Source organism: Microvirga aerophila (assembly GCF_003332305.1).
GTDB lineage: Bacteria > Pseudomonadota > Alphaproteobacteria > Rhizobiales > Beijerinckiaceae > Microvirga > Microvirga aerophila.
The window spans coordinates 107,368-126,789 of record NZ_QOIO01000011.1 but is presented as its reverse complement, the minus strand read 5'-3'; the positions used below and the strand labels follow the sequence as shown (position 1 = coordinate 126,789).

Below are 19,422 nucleotides of genomic sequence, written 5' to 3'. Positions count from 1 at the left end.
TTGGCCACCCGCCGGGGGGTGTCGCGGGTGTTGTGGTCGTTCTCGTGGTCGATGCGCAGGATGTCGAACAGCTCCTCCACCTTGCGCGCCGCCGCCGAAATCATCGCCGCCCGCTCCGGTTCGCTCAGCGGACGCTCCAGCGCCTCGTTGCAAAGATGCGCAAGCTTCTGCTCCGGACTATGAAAATTCATCATCAACCTTTTTATCTAAACGCTCTTCCGGCGACCCATTCCCTAGAGATTTTCTCCGGCGGGCGGTTGACGCGCAGTGTTTACCATGTCGTATAAACTATTCTTGTATGATTAAAACCCTGGTTAAAGAATAAATTAGACTTTCAGCTACAGTATATGGTCTGATTGCTGATAATCTGGAACTCTCGGAGGATGGAATGCTTACGGTTAAACTAAAACGAAATATCGTTTCTTTGGTCTTCCTGCTCGTGGGGGCCATGGGAGCAACCGCCGCAGGGGCTCAGTCCTTGGGCACTCCGACAGAGAAACCCATTCTTACGGTCTCCGGTAAGATCTCTACGACCAACAAGGACAACACGGCCCAGTTCGACCGCGCCATGCTGGAAGCGATCGGCATGGAGACCATCGAGACGACAACCCCCTGGTATACGGGAGCGGTCAAGTTCGAAGGCGTTTCCCTGGACAAGCTGATGAAGCACATCGGCGCCTCGGGCGAGCGCGCGGTCTTCGTTGCCCTCAACGACTACAGCAGCGAGATTCCCGTCGAGGATTTCGCCAAGCATAACGTCATCCTGGCCTTGAAGCGGAATGGCGAGTACATGCCGGTCCGCGACAAGGGGCCGCTTTTCGTTATCTATCCTTTCGACAGTAAGCCTGAGCTGAAGAATCAGACTTTCTACGGCCGCTCCGTCTGGCAGGTCGCCAAGATCGTCGTGAAGTGACAGTCTAACGGCGGTTTCTGGAGGACAGCCATTGTCGCTGCGCACACTCAAACTGGTGCTGGCTGTCGTCATCGCCAGCTTCCTCCTGTCCGCTGTCTATATCTCGAGCCTGGTGGTCGAGCGCCAGAACGCGCTCAAAGAGATCTCCCGCTACAACATCGCCTGGCTGGCCAGCCAGGCGGTGTCCGAATTCGCGCGCCTGGAGCAGCGTCTCAACGCATTCTCGGTCCCAGGCAGCGACGTGGATGAGGACGAGGTGCAGCTTCGTTACGATATCCTCGTCAGCCGGTCCAAACTTCTCACCGACGGGCAGTTCGAGGCCTTCGTACAGCTCGATCCCGAGCGCCAGGCAACCGTCAAGGGCCTGAACGACGTATTGGCGGCTGTTCACCCCTTGATCGAGCAGCTCGATACCCCTGGCAACGCCGAAAAGGCCTACGCGCTTCTGCGCGAGCATGAAATGCCCCTGGCAGGCCTTGCCTCTGCGGCCAACCATTATGGCGGCCAGCTGGTTGCGGCGGACCAGCAGGAGCTCATCCGGCTTCACTGGCTGTTCTCCGGCCTTGCAGCCTGTCTCATCGCATGCGGCATCGGCCTCATGGCGCTTCTTGGCTGGCACAACAATCTGCTCGGGCGCGCGCACCAGGAGCTGCGTTCTCTCACCAAGGATCTTCAAACGACCTCCGGCGAACTCGAGAACGCCCATAAGGCCCTCAGCTTCGCCTACCGCGAGCTGCAGAACCGGAACGAGGTCCTGCAGGCGCAGGAGCTCGAGCTGCGCACGCAGAACGAGCGCTTCGACGCTGCCCTCAACAACATGTCCCATGGCCTCTGCATGGTCGACGCCGACCAGCGGGTGATCGTCTACAATGCACGGTTCGCCGAGTTGTTCGGGCTCGACGACACGGCCCAGCCCGGAACCCCCTTGGAAAGCCTCATCGGCGCCCTCGAACACCGGCAGGCCCATGGCGCGTCTGCCCTGCGGCAGATTTCTGCCGAACAGGAAGATCTGATGCGGACCGGCCGGGGGGCATCGTTCATTCAGGAGGATCCAGGCGGCAAGACCTTCTCGATCTCGCATCAGCCTCTGACCGAAGGTGGTTGGATCGCCATCTACGAGGACATCACGGAGCGCCGCCGCGCCGAGTCGCAGATCGCCTATATGGCCCATCACGATGCGCTGACCGATCTTGCCAACCGGGTTCTCTTCCGCGAGCGGCTCGAGCAGGCCCTCGCGTCGGCTAAGCGGCGCGGCAACTCGCTGGCGGTTCTTTGCCTTGACCTCGACCGCTTCAAGGACGTGAACGACTCCCTTGGTCACGAAACCGGCGACCTTCTCCTCAAGGCGGTCTCCGCCCGTCTGCGCAGCTGCATCCGCGATGGGGACCTCGTGGCGCGCCTGGGAGGCGACGAGTTTGCGGTGCTTCAATGCGTGGTTCACGAACCTCATGACTGCGCGTCGCTAGCCTCGCGTATCATCAACATCGTCGGCATGCCGTATGAGATCGACGGGCAGGAAATCGTGATCGGCACCAGCGTCGGCATTGCCCTGGACAATGAGGCGAAGCTGGCCCCGGACCAGCTCCTGAAGCATGCGGATCTGGCTCTCTACCGCGCCAAGTCGGACCGGCGCGGCACCTACCGGTTCTTCGAGCCGGAGATGGACGCGCAGCTCCAGGCGCGGCGTCTCCTTGAGGCCGATTTGCGGAAGGCTCTCGCGAACGACGAGTTCGAATTGTATTATCAGCCGCAGATCAACATCAGACGGCACGAGATCAGCGGTTTCGAGGCGTTGCTTCGGTGGCGGCATCCGGAGCGGGGCATGGTCTCGCCGGCGGAGTTTATCCCGGTCGCGGAGGATATTGGCCTCATCGCCCCCTTGGGCGACTGGGTGCTCGAACGAGCCTGCGCGGAGGCGGCGAATTGGCCGAAGGACATCAAAGTCGCCGTCAACCTCTCTCCGGTTCAGTTCAGGAACAGGGCCCTCGTCGAAAGCGTCGACAAGGCTCTGACCCGCTCTGGGCTGAGCCCGAGCCGCCTTGAACTCGAAATCACGGAGTCCGTGCTGCTCCAGGACAACGAGACGACCGTCGCGACCCTGCACCAGTTGCGCGAACTCGGCGTGTGCGTCGCCATGGATGATTTCGGAACAGGCTATTCGTCGCTGAGCTACCTGCGCAGTTTCCCGTTCGACAAGATCAAGATCGACCAGTCATTCGTGCGCGAGCTGACGTCCCGCGCGGACTGCCTCGCCATCGTCCACTCGATCACACGCCTTGGCGCCAGCCTTGGAATGATCACGACGGCCGAAGGCGTGGAGACGGAAGAGCAGTACCAGCAGTTGCGCGCTGCCGGGTGCACCGAGGTGCAAGGCTACTATTTCGGCCGCCCGCAGCCGGCGCGCGACCTAGTGTTCAGCCTCTTCGTCGAGGAGCGGCGGGAGGCGCTTTGACCTGCCGCGTGCTGTGCGCTGACTATTTAGCCGGGACTCTGCGCAGAGACCCTCTCAGTCGCCCGGCGCCAGTACACCTCGCCCTCGTACTTCTCGCGGACCTCCGCAAGTTCGCGGCGCGTCTCCTCAAGAACAGTTTCCACGTGGCGCAATCGTCCTCGTCCACGGCGGAGCTGAACCGCCAGTAGGACCGCCAAGAGCCCGGCTGCGCAGATGAGAACCGTCGCCACCCAGCGGGCTGGCTCACTGGTGATGAACCCGAGCACCGAAACCGCGATCCCAGCGAGAAGCAGCGTGAGGAGCAGCGCCGTACCATTTTTGGTGGCAAGCGCCAGGATGAGCGGAATGGCAAGCAGGGACAGGATGATCGGATCCAGGGTTCGAACCGTCTCGGGTGTTCGACGGATCCATTCGACTATATCGGGCCAGAGATTGCTCACGTCGATCATGCCGACCTCCGTTCTCATTTCCTTCAAGGAAGTCACGCGCCCATGCCCGGGATCAGTCAACTCCTCCTTCGATGAATCCTCCCTTTGCGCCTGACACGTTAGATTCCATTAGGAATGTCCCTAAGGAAGTATCCGCCTTTCGATTGCAGGGTTAGATAACTAACTCATGTTAAAGGCCACCCACGAGGCGGCTATAATCTAGGGAGAAGCGACCCTAGGATCAGGGCGAGCGGAAGAACAGAAGCGCCATTCGGACTGAGCCTCGAAGGAGCGCCAGCCCGTGTTTATTCATGCTCTTCCCCTGGCGATACTTCCTGGTCGACGCGGTCTATCTTGCGTCACCATAAGCGTTCGCTACTTTCGGAACGCTTGCTCGGCCCTAGGCCGACCGCAACAATGTGTATTGAATTAGTCGCCGGCCGGAGTTGCATTTGCGGCCTTATTTTCAACGCAGCGATCAACCAGAGCCTCTGTTTGAGGCCAGCACCTGAATCTGACGTGCGTTGGCAGCAGAACGCAGGGCCAGCACGTCGCGCCACAGTTCATGAGGAACAAATGACATCCACCAGAAAATTCAGTCAAACCAGCCCCGACAGGGCGAACGAACTGTTTGCGAAGCTTCTTGATACGTCCGACAACGCCGTGAAAACACGCGAGCGGCTGTTCTCGGACCTCAAGGAGGAACTGGAACTCCTTGCTAATCTTCAGGAACAATATCTGTTTCCGGTTCTGAGGAAGCACCAGGAGATGAGCGACCTCGTTCAGGAGGCCACGAACGACAACATGGAAACCAGCGCTCTCTTGGAAGAACTCGACCAGATGCCCAAGGGCAGCTCCGAGTTCATCAAGAAGGTGGCGGATCTGCGAAAGGTCTTTCAGCAGCATATCCGCGACGACAAGAAGGAATTGCTTCCCGCCGTCCTCAAGGTGCTGAGCGACGAGGAAGTCGAAGCCGTGGTCGAGAAAGTCGAGGATGAGATGGTGGCAGTCGAACAAGCCAAGCGCAACGAAGCCGAGCAGCGCCAGGTGGAGACGAAACGGGCGCGCGAGCAGGTGGAGAACGTCAAGCAGGTAGCCGAGGACCTTGCCGACAGCGTCCGCGCCGGGCTCGAAGGATCGCAGAAGGCTGCACGCACGGTGCAGGAGGCAGTGCAGAGCAGCTTTGGCGCCGCATCCGAGCTGGCGCACATGTCGACCGATCGCATGATGCAGCTCTATGGCCTTCATTCCAAAGACACCAAGGATCTGGCCGATCAGACCTCCCAGCACCTGCGCGCCATTGCACAGTCCAGCACGGTTCTAGCCCGCGGGATGCAGGATGTTTCGCAGGAATGGATCGGTCTGTTGCAGGAGCGGATGCAGAGCAACCTCGATAACCTGAGCGCCCTCTCCCGCTGCAGGACAGTGTACGACCTCGTTGCTCTCCAGAGCTCCTTCATGCGCAACAATTTGGAACAGATGCTCACGAACAGCCGCCGCATCGCGGAGCTTTCCTCGCGCATCACCGATGAGGCTTCGCGCACCATGACGGCGCAGGTCGAACGCATGGTCAATCAGGCCAAGCGAGCAGCCTGACCCAGATCGGCGGAGACTGTTCTAAAAAGCGCCCCGACGGGGCGCTTTTTTTGTGACCGGAATGCCAGCGATATCTCATCTGGAGTATGGAAGCCCTTGGGCGCACCGCTACTTCCTGTGGATTGCCCAAAGATAAACCAAGGGAGGCGTCCAATGCCATCCGCCATCAAGATTCTGTCCGCGTTTCTGGTCTTAGGCGTTTTCTCACTAGGCTTGGATGACGCGTTTGCCCAGATTCAAACACGCACCTTGAGATTTACGGCCGCGAGCAACAAAGGTCATCCTCAGGTCATGGGCGTCGAAAAGTTCGCCGAACTCGTCGCTCAGAAGAGCGGCGGCAAGATTACCGTCAGGGCATTCCCAGGAGGATCACTGGGGCCGGACCTGCAAGTGGTGTCCGCCATGCAGGGAGGCACGATCGATCTTAACGTCATGAACGCCAGCCTGTTGGCAGGAAACGTGAAGGAGATGGCGGCGCTTGATCTGCCGTTCCTATTTAACTCATCCGCGGAGGCGGATGCAGTTATAGATGGAACCATCGGCAAACAATTGATCGACAAGCTGCCGGCCAAGGGGCTCGTCGGGCTTGCTTACTGGGATCTCGGCTTTCGCGAGATGCACACCAGGAACAAACCCATTGCCAAGGCTGACGATCTGCGTGGCCTGAAGATGCGGGTCATTCCGACGCCGATTTATGTGGACTTCATGAACGCGCTGGGAGCCAACGCCGTGCCCATGCCCTTTACGGAAACCTATACGGCCATGGAACAGGGCTCCATCGACGGGATGACGAATCCACTGCTGAACATTCCGGATGGCAAGTATGACGAGGTGTCGAAGCATCTGACGCTGACCAACCACATGTATACACCGCAAATCGTCATCGTCAGCAAGCGGACATGGGACAAGCTCTCGGAGGAGGAAAGAAAGATACTCCAAGAAGCCGCAACTGAGACGGCAACCTATCAACGCGCGCTTGCGCGCGCTGAGGCTGCCAAGGTGCTCGATCAGCTCAAGAAAGCTGGAATGACCATTCATGAGCTCCCGCCTGAGGAAGTCTCCAAGTTACGCGAGAAATCCCAATCGGTTGTTGAGAAGTTCAAGAAGGACCTCGGCGAGGAATTCGTGACGCAGCTCTATGCCGAGGTGGAGAAGGTGCGCGGCAAGAAGTAAAGATCACAGTGGACGTTGGATTATGTCGTGATCCCATAAGCCTCCGCCATGGTGGCGATGCCGCTGAGTTTCTGGGTGAATTTCGACCAGTCGTCGGATCGGGCAATAGAATCCCAGATCGCCTCAACCTCGTCGATGAGCATGCTGCACGGCGTCGGCCGCGTGAAGTAAGCGTGGTCGAGCCGCGCCCCAGGTTCGGCGTGAAATCCTTGAAAGGCGGCAAATACCGCCCCGAAGGTCGGATGCGCGTAGAACTCCGCGGAAGGGCTTCGCGCGGCGCGGGTAGCGCTATGCAGGCCGCCATACCAATCGAACATGGTCTGCTCGAACGGCGCCTTGCTGTCGTGCAGGAACGTCCAGAACGCCCTGGCGAGCAGCCCGTCCGGTTCAGGCCCTTCAGATTGCAGCCCCAATCGCCGCAGAAGCGACGATGAGAACTCCCGGTGTAGCGCAGGTTCGAATGTGGCTAGGGATCGCTCGAGATCAGCCTGTGGCGCAATGACGAGGAGGCATTCAGCCAAACGGAACAGGTTCCACAGGAGCGCGTCAGGCTGACGCCCGAACGCATAGAGACCAGTCTCGTCGAAATAAGCGGCTGTGAAGCCGGGCTCATAAACTGGGATGAAACGCCAGGGACCATAATCGAAGCTCTCGCCCGTGACGTTGATATTGTCGGTGTTGAGGACCCCGTGCACGAAACCGGCAGCCATCCATTGCGCGCCCATGCGCGCAACGCGCGCGCAGACCTCTTCCAGAAAGGCTGTGGCGCGGGCCGCTTCGTCATCGCGCCAGCACTCGGGCATGTACGTTCTGATCGTGTAGTCGAGGAGCTTCCGAATGTTATCCGCCTGGTCGAGATACAGGAAGCGCTGAAACGTGCCGATACGGATATGCGAATGGCTCAGCCTCACGAGGACTGAGGACCGGGTGGGCGACGGCTCGTCGCCGCGATGGAGTTCTTCGCCTGTCTCGACGAGGCTGAAGGATTTGGAGGTCTCGACACCGAGCGCTTCCAGCATCTCGGTCGCCAGCACCTCGCGAACGCCGCCTTTCAGGGTCAGTCGTCCGTCCGCATGGCGGGACCACGGCGTCTGGCCGCTGCCCTTGGTGGCGAGATCGAGCAGCCGGCCGTCGCGCAGGTCATGGAGCTGCGCGAACAGAAACCCTCTGCCATCACCCAGATGAGGGTTGTAGCTTCGAAACTGGTGCCCGTGATAACGCAGCGCAAGCGGCTCAGGAATGCTTCCCGGCAACGGCTCGAAGCGTCCGAAATGTGCGATCCACTCCTCGTCGCTCAATGTATCGAGGCCAACCCGCGCCGCCCATCGCTGATTGCGGTGGCGCAGGATGTGGTGCGGGAAGACCGCCGGCGCGACGATGTTGTAGAAATCGGAGCCCAGATCGGTATGCCGAACCGAAGGGCGAAAGGCGCTGGACAGGGGCATCAGGAACCAATCACGTTGACGCGGTCCTACGACAACGCATCAAATCTCGTTTCGGCCGCCTTCGTCTGGCTATTGCAGTCGGAATTCGCCGTCGACGGTACGCATTTCCGCAGGTCGGATCAGGCGCGCATGAGCCACGGTGACGGAATGAAGCGGTCCGTCGAGCTTGCGCTCCCAGAAGGAGAGGAACTTCTTGAGGGCCGGGAAAGCCGGAAAGAGGTCGTAGTCCTGCCAGACATATTCCTGAATCAGGGATCGGTGATCGGGGATGCGATAGAGAATCTGCGCGGTCGTGAGACCGTAACCCTGAAGCTGTCGGGCGAAATCCGGCGATACCTGCATGAGGCCCTCCATGATGGTTGGCGACCAGGAAATTAGATCAAAACAGCACTGCCCCGGCAAGACGTCAAAGACACCTTTAGCAAGATATTTCAGCGTTTTAGCAGCCTTTTAGCGCGGCTGCTGACAGGCGCAGAACACCGCTCGGCAACCCGGTTCCAAAAACCCGCAAAAAAATTTCTGACCCCGTCTTGAACGGTGAAGCTTGGCCACCCAAATCATCGCCGCACGGGGGCCGGCAGAGGACCCGTGCAGGTGGTTAACCGATTGAAATGACTGGAGGAAGCTTCATGAAGTTCCGTCCTTTGCATGACCGTGTGGTGGTCAAGCGCATCGATGCCGAGGAAAAGACGGCTGGCGGCATCATCATTCCCGACACCGCCAAGGAAAAGCCTCAGCAGGGCGAGGTGGTGGCGGTCGGCCCCGGTGCCCGCAACGAGAGGGGCGAGATCGCAGCCCTCGACGTTTCCGTGGGTGACATCGTGCTGTTCGGCAAGTGGTCCGGCACGGAGGTGAAGATCGACGGCCAGGATCTCCTGATCATGAAGGAATCCGATATCATGGGCATCGTCGAGCATACTATCGCCCGCAAGCAGGCCGCTTGAGGCCCTCCCATCCATTCTGAATGAGTCAAATCTCGTTACGTCTCAAGGAGTGACGAAACATGGCTGCCAAAGACGTCAAATTTTCCCTTGAAGCCCGCGACAAGATGCTCAAGGGCGTCGATATTCTGGCCGACGCCGTGAAGGTGACGCTGGGTCCCAAGGGCCGCAACGTGGTGATCGAGAAGAGCTTCGGCGCTCCGCGCATCACCAAGGACGGCGTGACCGTCGCCAAGGAAATCGAGCTCTCCGACAAGTTCGAGAACATGGGCGCTCAGATGGTCCGCGAGGTCGCTTCGAAGACCAACGACCTTGCCGGTGACGGCACCACCACGGCGACGGTTCTGGCCCAGGCCATCGTGCGCGAAGGCGCCAAGTCGGTGGCTGCCGGCATGAACCCCATGGACCTCAAGCGCGGCATCGACATGGCTGTTGAGGCGGTTGTCGAAGACCTGAAGAAGAATGCCAAGAAGGTCACCTCCAACGACGAGATTGCCCAGGTGGGCACCATCTCGGCCAATGGTGACGTCGAAGTGGGCCGCATGCTGGCTGAGGCCATGCAGAAGGTTGGCAACGAGGGCGTGATCACCGTCGAGGAGGCGAAGTCCCTGGAGACCGAGCTCGATGTTGTTGAAGGCATGCAGTTCGACCGCGGTTACCTCTCGCCGTACTTCATCACCAACGCCGAGAAGATGCGCGTGGAGCTTGAGGACCCTTACATCCTGATCCACGAGAAGAAGCTGTCGGGCCTGCAATCGATGCTGCCCGTTCTGGAAGCAGTGGTGCAGACCGGCAAGCCCCTGCTTATCGTGGCGGAGGACGTGGAGGGCGAGGCCCTTGCGACGCTTGTGGTCAACAAGCTGCGTGGCGGTCTGAAGATCGCCGCCGTCAAGGCTCCTGGCTTCGGCGACCGCCGCAAGGCCATGCTCGAGGACATCGCCATCCTCACCGGCGGCCAGGTGATCTCGGAAGACCTCGGCATCAAACTCGAGAATATCACGCTGCCGATGCTCGGTCGCGCCAAGAAGGCGGTGATCGAGAAGGAAAACACCACCATCGTGGACGGGGTGGGCAAGAAGCAGGATATTGAGGCTCGCGTGGGTCAGATCAAGGCGCAGATCGAGGAGACCACCTCGGACTACGACCGTGAGAAGCTCCAGGAGCGCTTGGCCAAGCTCGCAGGCGGCGTTGCGGTGATCCGCGTCGGCGGCGCGACCGAGGTCGAGGTGAAGGAGAAGAAGGACCGCGTGGACGACGCCATGCATGCGACCCGCGCGGCGGTCGAGGAAGGCATCCTGCCCGGCGGCGGCGTTGCGCTCCTGCGCTCGCTCAAGGCTCTCGATGCGGTCAAGCCCGAGAACGCCGACCAACGGACCGGCGTAGAGATCGTGCGCCGCGCCATCCAGTCCCCGGCCCGTCAGATCGCTATCAACGTTGGTGCAGACGGCTCCGTGGTGGTTGGCAAGGTGCTGGAACAGAAGGACTACGCGTCGGGCTGGAACGCCCAGACGGGCGAGTTCGGCGATCTCTACAAGTTCGGCATCATCGATCCGGTCAAGGTCGTGCGCGTGGCGCTGCAGGACGCAGCCTCGGTTGCGGGCCTGCTGGTGACCACCGAAGCGATGATCGCTGAGCGGCCGAAGAAGGAAGCGGCTCCGGCCATGCCCGGCAGCATGGGCGGCATGGACTTCTAATCGCCCGTTTCAATCGTGCTCATCTGACGGCGCCGCCAATGCGGCGCCGTTTTCGTTCTGACAGCCCGCCCATACTGGGATCAGAACGCCGCTGCGGTGATGAGCAGCAGGATGCCAAGGGCCGCGAGACCAACGCCCGGCCAATGTGCCCTGATATCAAAAAGGCCGCTGCGCCCACGGGGTTCGAGGCTTGCATCCGCCACCACCGAGCGCGGCCGTCTGGCATCGCTCAGGCGCCCGGCCCAGAGCGTTTGCGCCGCCACCAGCACGACCCCTACCACCACCAGAAAGGCACCAAGCCCGACGAGGATCATGTTCGATTCCATCGAACCCTCCGGATCGTCCAAAAGCCGCGACGCAAAGCTTCCGCCTATCGGGCCCAAGCGTCAAGCCGCAGCGTCTATCCCCAACATGAACTCCAAACTTGGCCGCAACCTTGGGATCGTGAGCCGCGTTGGCTCTCCCGAAGAGGGCATCTATTGCGCGGCTGGGTCACACGAACCTTGGAGCGACGGATATGCGACATTTCCTTTTAGCCAGCATAGCAGCGGCCACCCTCGCATTTGGAGCCGCAGGCGCCATGGCGCAGCCAACCCCGGTGCCGAACGCCAGCGGCTCGCAGGTCACGAGCCCAGGCACGTACCGGGCAACCGCTTACCAGAACCGCGCCCAGCAGCCGACGATGAAGAAACGAATGATGAGCAACAAACGCACCGGCGTGCGCACGACTGGGAGCATCAACAACCGCCGGAGGGCCGTCCCTGTCTCCAATGCCAGCGGATCGCAAGTCACCAGCCCTGAGACCTATGGAGCCACCGCCTATCAGCGTCGCCGACGCTAACGGACCTTTGCCGTTCATGAGCGTGAAGGGCGCGCCGGCACATCTACCAGGCGCGCCCTGCCCCGTATCAGGCAGGGGATATCTGCTTGTAGAAGACGGTCGTGGCGCATAGCCCGCCCTGCGGCCACAAAGCGTAGTTGGGGATGACGCCAACCTTCATCCAGCCAAGGCGCGTGTAAAGGCGTTCTGCATCCCCTCCCGTCACGGTATCGAGCACGAGCACGGCTTTACCTGCCGTGCGGGCCGCATCCTCGGCAGCCCGCATGAGCGCGGCTCCTACGCCTCGTTTCCGCGCCTGGCGGTGGACAAGCATCTTTGCCACATCGGCCCGATGAGGCTGGTTCTCCGGCTGCTTGAGCACCACCTGCACGGTCCCGACGATCTGCCCGTGTGACGAGTCCCGTGCGACGAGCAGGATGCGCTCGCCCGTTGCGACCCCCTCGGCCACGTCGTGCCAGAATGCGTCCGCCCTCTCCCGCGACAGGGGTGACATGAAGCTGACCGATGCGCCGCCCTCGACACAATCCATCAGGACCGCAGACAGGGCGCCGATCTGTCTTTTGGCCTCATCTGGATCCAGGACGCCGAGACTGACCTGCTCACTCACAGGGAACTCCTTCAACGTTGCGCGCCGCCAAGCCCAGCCGGCACATGATCGGCAGCGAGCGCCACCACATAGCGTGCGGGATGGTCGGCATGGTTGCGAAAGCTTATGGGCTGGCCGATGTGCATGGACAGGCAATCGCCCGCTTCAAGACGATAGGACTCGTCGGCGACCGTCGGTTCAATTTCGCCCTCGACCATCCAGACCTGTTGGCTGACCCCGACCGAACGGGGCCCTGTATCGTATGACACCCGCGCACCGGGCGGGAGGATCACCTCAACAAGCTCGATGGGAGACGGAAAGCCAGGTGCCGACAAATTCCGGCGCATGTAGCCGCTTTCTGGGTCACGCCATGTGCGCTGCTCGGCCCGGCGCGCCAGCGGAGAGGCTTCCGGGCTTTCCCGCGCGGCGAACAGGGACGCGAGGGTGACGCCTAGGCCTGCCGCGAGCCTGTCGAGGATCACCGCCGTGGGGCTGCTCTCACCTCGCTCGATCAGCGAGATCATAGAGCGGCTAACCCCCGTTCGTTCCGCCAGACTATCAAGCGTCAAGCCATGCTCCGCGCGCAAGCCACGGAGGCGCCCGGCCAAATGGGCGTTTATATCGGAAAGCGCTTCCATTAAATTAGATTATTAATCCAATATAATGGAGTCAAGCAGGAACTGGTAGTGGCACTACTGTCGGCCTGTTATCCTGCCGGCCCAGCGGAGACCTCACAGGCCGGAACAAGCCCGGCCCGGCTTTTAAGGTTATGACGGCGAATTACCGTCCCAAGGCTTGCATCGCCGGTGCAGCATAGCGAGTTCCGGCTGCCGCTCCGGGCGGGATGATGCGGTCGATCCGATCAAGCTCCTCCCTGGTCAGCTCAACCTCCAACGCTCCAAGATTCTCTTCCAAATAACGGCGGCGCTTGGTTCCCGGGATCGGCACGATATCGTCGCCCTGCGCCAGTACCCAGGCCAGGGCAAGCTGAGCGGGCGCACAGCCCTTCTCCCGCGCCGTGGTTTCGATCTCGCGGACGAGGTCGAGGTTCTTCTGGAAGTTTTCCCCCTGGAAGCGCGGTGCGTTGCGCCGCCAATCGTCCGGCTCTAGGTCGTAGAGACTTTTGATCTGGCCTGTCAGGAAGCCTCGGCCCAGAGGCGAATAGGGCACGAAGCCAATGCCGAGCTCCCGAACGATCGCCAGAAGTTCGTCCTCAGGCTCGCGGCTCCAAAGGGAATATTCGGTCTGCAGGGCCGTAATAGGGTGTACCGCATGAGCGCGGCGGATCGTTTGCGGGCCCGCCTCGGAAAGCCCGATATGTCGCACCTTGCCCTCGCGCACCAGCTCGGCCATGGCCCCTACCGTGTCCTCGATCGGCGTATTGGGATCGACGCGGTGCTGGTAGTAGAGGTCGATCGTGTCGACGCCCAGCCGCTTGAGGCTCGCCTCGCAGGACTGGCGCACGTATTCAGGCTTGCCGTTGATACCCAAGTGCGTTCCATCAGGAGCGCGCACATTGCCGAATTTCGTTGCGATCACCACCTTGTCGCGGCGGTCGCGAATGGCGCGGCCGACAAGTTCCTCGTTGCGGCCCACGGCATACATATCGGCCGTGTCGAGAAAGGTGACGCCGAGTTCGATCGCCCGGTGGATGGTGGCGATCGCCTCATCCTCGTCGCGGCCGCCATAGAAGTCCGACATGCCCATGCAGCCGAGACCGATGGCGGACACTTCCAAATTTCCAAGTCGACGCTTCTGCATGACGGCGCTCCCGCGAATGCCCGAACCGACGCGCGAGTTCCCCTCGCGGCGGTTCTGGGGTGATGTGCGCGGTTGGACATGGCGCTGGCGTCGATCATGTCCAGATCAGGCGGATGGATCTGTCAGGCGGAAAGCGGCTTGCTAGGCGGCATCCGCCCAATCTTCCTCCGCCGGCTCGGATTTGGCCGGCGCGGGACGTGGGCGCGGGGTGCGCGGACGGGACGGCTTCTTGCGCGCAGCCGGTTTGGGCTTCGCGACGGCTCCCCGCCACCAAGCCTGCCAGCTCCAGGCTCCCGGCCCAGCCGTAAAGTAGAACAGGAGCGCAGCCAGAATGCCGAGCTGAGAGATGAAGATTGTCTGCTCCATCTGACGGGCCGCTCCGGCGAATTCCCAGAACCGATGCAGAGCGCCGGTGGTGGTCATGGTGGCGGCCACAAGGGCTGCGGCGCTGATGCGCGGCGCGAACCCCACCACGAGAGCCAGCGGACCGAATGCCTCGGCCAGCACAATGAGCGCGGCCAGCGCATCGGCGTAGGGTAGCCCCTGAGCCCGCATGGATACCGCAAAGCCCGAGATGTTCGACATATGGGCATAAGCCGTCGGCACGAAGCAGCCCGCCAGCAGGATCCGCCCCGCCAGCAGGGCGCCGTTGGTCACTCCCGCATTCCCGCGCTCACTCATGCCGCCCCGCTATCTTGTTTCATTCGAGTCCTAACGAATGAGAATCGTCCCACCGTCTGACAAGGATCTGAGACCGAGAGTCTTAAGCAGGCCCTAACGCCCGAAAAGTCCATGTGGACGAGACGTGAAACGTCTGTGCGCCTGCGGCGTTGACCCGCAAGCCCTTCGGCCATCGTTGCATCCATGGCCGTGGAAACCAATCCGACCAGCACCAGTCCAACACGCTAAGGGGACCCCTATGGCCGATCAGCGCCCAACCCTCACCACACGCCAGGGACATCCTGTCTCGGACAACCAGAGCCTGCGCAGCGTCGGCGAGCGCGGCCCCGCGACCCTCGAGAACTACCAGTTCATCGAAAAGATCACCCATTTCGACCGGGAGCGCATCCCGGAGCGGGTTGTCCATGCCCGGGGCACCGGCGCGCACGGCTATTTCGAACCCTATGGCAAGATCGGCGAGGAGCCTGCGAGCCGATACACCCGCGCTAAGGTTCTGACGCAGACTGGCGTCCGCACGCCGGTGTTCATCCGCTTCTCGTCCGTGATCGGCTCCAAAGACTCGCCGGAGACCGCCCGCGACCCGCGCGGCTTCGCCATCAAGTTCAAGACCGTGGACGGCAACTGGGATCTTGTAGGCAACAACCTCAAGGTTTTCTTCATTCGCGATGCGATCAAGTTCCCGGACATGATCCACGCCTTCAAGCCCGATCCCGTATCGAACCGACAGGAAGCGTGGCGCTTCTACGACTTCGTCATGCATCATCCGGAATCGCTGCACATGGTGACGTGGGTGAAAAGCCCCTGGGGAATTCCGGCGAGCTACCGGAATATGCAGGGGTCTAGCGTCAACACCTACAAGCTGATCAACGATCAGGGCGAAGCGGTGCTGGTGAAGTTCTCCTTCGAGCCGAAGCAAGGGGTCACGAACCTCACCAGCGAGCAGGCGGCCGAGATTCAGGCGAAGGACGTGGGGCATGCGACCCGCGATCTCTACGACGCCATCGAGCGCGGCGATTTCCCCGAATGGGAAATGTGCGTGCAGATCATGTCGGACGACGACCATCCGGAGCTCGACTTCGACCCGCTCGACGACACGAAGCGGTGGCCGGAGGATCAGTTCCCGCTTCTGCCCGTCGGCCGTGTCGTGCTCGATCGCAACCCGGACAACTTCTTCGCCGAAACGGAGCAGTCGGCCTTCGGCACAGGCGTTCTCGTGGATGGGATCGATTTCTCCGACGATAAGATGCTCCAGGGCCGGACCCTGTCCTACTCGGACACGCAGCGCTATCGGGTAGGCGCCAATTACCTTCAGCTTCCGATCAATGCCCCGCAGGAGCAGGCGCGCGCGCAGACGAACCAGCGTGACGGACAGATGACCTACCATGTCGATCGGGCGAAGGACCAGAGCAAACACGTGAACTACGAGCCGAGCTCCATGGGGGGTCTGCGTGAAGCCCCTAAGGCCGCGAAGGAGTATCACCAGTGGGTCGAAGGTCATCTGGGCCGCTACCAGACCACGCGCATGGCCGACGACTACAAGCAGGCCGGCAACCGCTATCGCACCTTCGAGGATTGGGAGCGCAACGACCTGATCAACAATCTCGTGGCCGACATGAAGGACTGCCCTGAGCACATCGCCCTGCGCATGGTCTGGCACTTCTGGCACTGCGACGAGGATTACGGCCGCCGTGTCGCGGAAGGCGCAGGAATCGACCTCTATAAGGCGCTCGAGTTGCCGCCGCTGGAAGGCCGGCCCGCACCGGGCCAGAACCGTCCCGGCAGCACTTATACCAGCGGGAAGCGCGAGGAGCCGTCGCCGCGGTCCGAAGCTGCGGAGTAGCACGTTTTAGTGAATTGACGCTTCAACGACATGCGAGCCGGAGCGATCCGGCTCGCATCATGATGGAAATAGTCCGCGATCCGCCATAACGGCGACGATGCATGCCGTGAGAGAAGCCGCCGCGATCGACAGGAAGGCGAAGTCACGCTCCTGAAATGCCGGCGCATTCATGACCGTACGCGGAGCATTTGCCGCAAGCCCCCTCGCCTCCATGGCGATGGCCGTGCGTCCGGCGCGGCGGATCGCGAAGGCAAGAAGCGGAACGCACAAGCTGAACGCTTCCACGGGTCCAGGAATGCGCCGAGGCACACGCCCTAATTTCATGGCGCGGGCAAGCCGCATCTGCTGCGCCTCCGCCGCGAGATCGGGCACGAGCTGCATAGCGGTAAAGAGCGAGTAGCCGATCTGCGGCGGCAACCGGCAGTGGACCATGAGCGCCCGCACAAAGGCCCCAGGATCGGTCGTGAGGGCGAAGAACGCGGAGATCATCCCGCACGAAACGGCGCGCAGAAACAGCGTGATGCTGGCAGAAAAGGCCGCCGATGCGAAAGGCGTTTCCCCTGCCACGCGCAGCGCGAAATCGCTCTCCTTGCGGAAGAGAAGCGCTGTTGTCAGGAAGCCGAAGCCGAACAGGCTGAACGGCACCATCAGGCCGAGGATCACAAGAGGGGAAGTCCGATTGAGGACAATCAGCACAATACCCGTGATCACGATGACGGCGCATTGGAACCATGGATCGAAGATCAACACTGCGGCCGCGAGCCAGAGGATGCAGACAGCCAGTTTGGTAAGGGGGTTGAGAGACTTCAGCACATCGCCACCCGCAGGAGCCATTCACGCGCCTTCGCACAGGAAGGCTCAGCGAGTCCGGCACGCTTGAGCAGCTCCGGGTCGCTCAAGATCTGCTCCGTAGGCCCATCCGCTATGATGCACCCCTCACCCACGACGACGCTGCGAAAGCACAGGCGCAGCGCCAGATCCATATCGTGCGTGATGACGGCGATTGCGCGACCCTTCCGGCTAAATTCTAGGACCTGAGCTTCCAGCACGGATGCGGCGCGGGCATCAAGGCCAGCGATGGGCTCGTCGAGGATCAACAAGGGCCATCGGTCCGAGATGGTGAGCGTTGCGAGCGCAAGCCGGCGCTTCTGGCCCTGCGAAAGCTCGAAGGGATGCCGGCTTTCCAGTCCTTCAAGACCCCACGTCTCCAAAAAACCGGATATACGCTTGGTCTTCTCGTCTCCCGTCATCGCCTTCGGCAATGCACCAAGCAGCTCGTCGCGAACCGAGCCGGACACGAACTGGTTTTCAGGCCTTTGGAAAGCAATGCCTCCCGGCGCACCGGTCCTCCTGCCCGCTTTCAGCTCCAAGAGACCCGAAAGACAGGCGCCGAGCGTCGATTTGCCGGCGCCGTTCGGGCCGATAATGCCCAGGATCTCGCCTTCATGGATTGCCACGTCGACGCTGCGCAGAACCGTCGGGGCAAGGAAGGGCGCACAATCCGCCTGCTCAAGTCTTGCGACAACCCGCGAGTGGCGCTCCCCTCCCCTGTTCGCCGAGTGCGCGGCCACGAATGCCTCCACGGCGGGTCGGGCCCTGTCGATGCTCGAACGTGACGCAACCGCAGGATCGAGATGCTCAAGAGCCTCAGGGAGGGACAAGGGAGGAATCGGCGAAGCGACCCCAGCCTTCACCAAGGCCGCATCCAGCTCGCTCGCGGCAGGGCACCAGATCCCAAAGGATATCAGCATCTCGCGCTGCTCGCGGAAAATCGTGCGAGGGTGTCCCTGTGTGAGAATCGATCCATCGTTTCCGAGGACGACCACGCGGTCGATTGCTTCCATCAGACCATCGAGCCGGTGATCCACGATCAACACGCTTCGATCCGGCTCGTGCGCTGTCAGAAGCCCGTGGAGGCGTTCAGCAGCCTCTGGAGCGAGATGCGCCGTGGGCTCGTCCGCCACGAAAATCGCCGCATCCTGCACCAGCGTCGCCGCGAGCGCCACGAGCTGCCGCTCCCCGCCGGAGAGCGCCGTCGAACGGCGCTTGCGCCAGCTCTCAGGCAATCCGAGCTGTCGCATTGCATCCGTCACAGCCCGATCAATTTTGTCCGGCGGCAGTGCAAAATTTTCCAACGCAAACGCGATTTCGTCCTCTACGCGCATCCCGCACAAGGTCTGGTCTGCGTCCTGGAAATACTGCGCCACACACGAGGCCCACTCGGAGGGCTTGCGCGACAGGGCATCGTCTCCGAACAGGCTGACGCGTCCATCGACTTCAGCCGGAATGCTCCGGGGCACGAGCCCGGTCAGCGTGAGGAGAAGAGTGGACTTGCCCGAGCCCGAGGCTCCGAGCAGGAGAACTCGCTCTCCTCGTTTGACATCCATGTCGACCGGGCCGACAGCTTGGCGCTTGGCGAAAGGATAGCGAACACGGACCCCTTGCCACTCGGCGACGGGAGCGCTCTCAGGCAATGGCCGAGCGCTTCTCATGATCGATCGCAAGACCAGCAAGCGCGCCGGTTTTGTAGAGCGCTTCCACGATCCAGTGTCCCAACAACCCGCCGAGCAGCGCGCCGCTCAAGCAGCGCAGGACGAACATGGCGATGACAAGGGTGGGTTGAAGCGCCACGTAGTCGAACCGCACCCACGTATAGGCGAAGGAAAAGACCGCCGCGCCGACACCGGCCGCCATGAGAACCGGCAGGGAATAGTTGCGCCATCGGGTTGCGGCGAACACCACCTCGGCGCCCGCGCCCTGAACTACGCCGGTCACCAGCAGCAGCAGACCGGCCGGGGAGCCGAGCAGGATCTGGACGGCGGCAGCGAGCACTTCCGACGCCAATGCGACGCCGGGTTTGCGGATGATAGCGGCCGCGACGATGGACACGATGAACCAGAAGCCCATCACCACGTCCATGGTCAGAGCGCCGAAAGCCGCCTGCGCGACCAACCACACCTGGACCCAGCCAAGATAAAGGACGGCGAAGACTGCGCCGAGAACGGTGACGATGAGGGTCTCCCTCAACGTCCAGCCTAGTCTGTCAGGCATGGTATTCTCCCGAAATATCA

Annotated in this window: 19 protein-coding genes and 1 pseudogene; 8 read left to right on the top strand and 12 right to left on the bottom strand. The window is 61.5% G+C overall.

What is annotated here, in order from left to right:
• Window positions 1-191, bottom strand: a pseudogene (locus tag DRB19_RS08490) (hypothetical protein); the annotation flags it as partial.
• 257 nt (window positions 192-448) lie between these two features.
• Here DRB19_RS08490 and DRB19_RS08485 point away from each other — a divergent pair.
• Both DRB19_RS08485 and DRB19_RS08480 read left to right on the top strand, forming a co-directional pair.
• Window positions 449-913, top strand: a complete 465-nt coding sequence (locus tag DRB19_RS08485) for a putative pterin-binding protein (protein WP_245439342.1) — start codon at window positions 449-451, stop codon at window positions 911-913.
• A 31-nt stretch (window positions 914-944) separates the two neighbouring features.
• Window positions 945-3,365, top strand: a complete 2,421-nt coding sequence (locus tag DRB19_RS08480; protein WP_114185602.1) for a putative bifunctional diguanylate cyclase/phosphodiesterase — start codon at window positions 945-947, stop codon at window positions 3,363-3,365.
• A 26-nt stretch (window positions 3,366-3,391) separates the two neighbouring features.
• Here DRB19_RS08480 and DRB19_RS08475 read toward each other — a convergent pair whose 3' ends face one another.
• Window positions 3,392-3,814, bottom strand: coding sequence for a hypothetical protein (locus DRB19_RS08475; RefSeq protein WP_147022931.1), 423 nt, complete (start codon window positions 3,812-3,814; stop codon window positions 3,392-3,394).
• 333 nt (window positions 3,815-4,147) lie between these two features.
• Here DRB19_RS08475 and phaP point away from each other — a divergent pair, with 333 nt between their 5' ends.
• Both phaP and DRB19_RS08465 read left to right on the top strand, forming a co-directional pair.
• Window positions 4,148-5,389: a TIGR01841 family phasin gene (gene phaP / locus DRB19_RS08470; protein ID WP_162815623.1), complete on the top strand. Its 1,242-nt coding sequence runs from the start codon at window positions 4,148-4,150 to the stop codon at window positions 5,387-5,389.
• Between the two features lie 96 nt (window positions 5,390-5,485).
• Window positions 5,486-6,562 carry a TRAP transporter substrate-binding protein gene (locus DRB19_RS08465; RefSeq protein WP_210207453.1) on the top strand — a complete coding sequence of 359 codons (1,077 nt, stop codon included), beginning with the start codon at window positions 5,486-5,488 and terminating at the stop codon, window positions 6,560-6,562.
• 20 nt (window positions 6,563-6,582) lie between these two features.
• Here the strand turns inward: DRB19_RS08465 and DRB19_RS08460 are convergent, their stop codons facing one another.
• Together DRB19_RS08460 and DRB19_RS08455 are read right to left on the bottom strand one after the other, a co-directional pair.
• Window positions 6,583-8,007, bottom strand: a complete 1,425-nt coding sequence (locus tag DRB19_RS08460; RefSeq protein ID WP_114185599.1) for a protein adenylyltransferase SelO — start codon at window positions 8,005-8,007, stop codon at window positions 6,583-6,585.
• Window positions 8,008-8,076: 69 nt separating this feature from the next.
• The gene (locus DRB19_RS08455; protein ID WP_373867420.1) at window positions 8,077-8,349 is read right to left on the bottom strand and encodes an usg protein; all 273 of its coding nucleotides are present in this window, start codon (window positions 8,347-8,349) and stop codon (window positions 8,077-8,079) included.
• A gap of 287 nt (window positions 8,350-8,636) precedes the next feature.
• Between DRB19_RS08455 and groES the strand changes: the two genes are divergently transcribed.
• Window positions 8,637-8,951, top strand: a complete 315-nt coding sequence (gene groES, locus DRB19_RS08450; RefSeq protein WP_114185597.1) for a co-chaperone GroES — start codon at window positions 8,637-8,639, stop codon at window positions 8,949-8,951.
• 59 nt (window positions 8,952-9,010) lie between these two features.
• The gene (groL, locus tag DRB19_RS08445; RefSeq protein ID WP_114185596.1) at window positions 9,011-10,642 is read left to right on the top strand and encodes a chaperonin GroEL; all 1,632 of its coding nucleotides are present in this window, start codon (window positions 9,011-9,013) and stop codon (window positions 10,640-10,642) included.
• 80 nt (window positions 10,643-10,722) lie between these two features.
• Here the strand turns inward: groL and DRB19_RS08440 are convergent, their stop codons facing one another.
• Complete coding sequence (locus DRB19_RS08440; RefSeq protein WP_114185595.1) at window positions 10,723-10,968, bottom strand: hypothetical protein; 246 nt, start codon at window positions 10,966-10,968, stop codon at window positions 10,723-10,725.
• Window positions 10,969-11,159: 191 nt separating this feature from the next.
• Between DRB19_RS08440 and DRB19_RS08435 the strand changes: the two genes are divergently transcribed.
• Window positions 11,160-11,483 carry a hypothetical protein gene (locus DRB19_RS08435; protein WP_147021744.1) on the top strand — a complete coding sequence of 108 codons (324 nt, stop codon included), beginning with the start codon at window positions 11,160-11,162 and terminating at the stop codon, window positions 11,481-11,483.
• A gap of 67 nt (window positions 11,484-11,550) precedes the next feature.
• Here DRB19_RS08435 and DRB19_RS08430 read toward each other — a convergent pair whose 3' ends face one another.
• From DRB19_RS08430 to DRB19_RS08415, 4 genes are all read right to left on the bottom strand, one after another.
• Window positions 11,551-12,090, bottom strand: a complete 540-nt coding sequence (locus DRB19_RS08430; protein WP_245439335.1) for a GNAT family N-acetyltransferase — start codon at window positions 12,088-12,090, stop codon at window positions 11,551-11,553.
• A gap of 11 nt (window positions 12,091-12,101) precedes the next feature.
• Complete coding sequence (locus DRB19_RS08425) at window positions 12,102-12,707, bottom strand: helix-turn-helix domain-containing protein (RefSeq protein ID WP_114185593.1); 606 nt, start codon at window positions 12,705-12,707, stop codon at window positions 12,102-12,104.
• 142 nt (window positions 12,708-12,849) lie between these two features.
• Window positions 12,850-13,830, bottom strand: coding sequence for an aldo/keto reductase (locus DRB19_RS08420; RefSeq protein WP_114185592.1), 981 nt, complete (start codon window positions 13,828-13,830; stop codon window positions 12,850-12,852).
• A 141-nt stretch (window positions 13,831-13,971) separates the two neighbouring features.
• A complete protein-coding gene (locus DRB19_RS08415) occupies window positions 13,972-14,511 on the bottom strand; it encodes a DoxX family protein (RefSeq protein ID WP_114185591.1) in 540 nt (179 codons plus the stop codon).
• A gap of 238 nt (window positions 14,512-14,749) precedes the next feature.
• Between DRB19_RS08415 and DRB19_RS08410 the strand changes: the two genes are divergently transcribed.
• Window positions 14,750-16,351, top strand: a complete 1,602-nt coding sequence (locus tag DRB19_RS08410; protein WP_114185590.1) for a catalase — start codon at window positions 14,750-14,752, stop codon at window positions 16,349-16,351.
• Between the two features lie 57 nt (window positions 16,352-16,408).
• On the opposite strand, the gene DRB19_RS08405 is transcribed toward DRB19_RS08410, so the two are convergent.
• The 3 genes from DRB19_RS08405 to DRB19_RS08395 are packed head-to-tail and all read right to left on the bottom strand — an operon-like array spanning window position 16,409 to window position 19,402.
• Complete coding sequence (locus DRB19_RS08405; protein ID WP_245439333.1) at window positions 16,409-17,185, bottom strand: energy-coupling factor transporter transmembrane component T family protein; 777 nt, start codon at window positions 17,183-17,185, stop codon at window positions 16,409-16,411.
• The gene (locus DRB19_RS08400; protein WP_162815622.1) at window positions 17,158-18,825 is read right to left on the bottom strand and encodes an ABC transporter ATP-binding protein; all 1,668 of its coding nucleotides are present in this window, start codon (window positions 18,823-18,825) and stop codon (window positions 17,158-17,160) included. Before DRB19_RS08400 ends, DRB19_RS08405 begins: the two co-directional genes overlap by 28 nt.
• A complete protein-coding gene (locus DRB19_RS08395; protein ID WP_114185588.1) occupies window positions 18,818-19,402 on the bottom strand; it encodes an ECF transporter S component in 585 nt (194 codons plus the stop codon). Before DRB19_RS08395 ends, DRB19_RS08400 begins: the two co-directional genes overlap by 8 nt.
• Window positions 19,403-19,422: the final 20 nt, after the last annotated feature.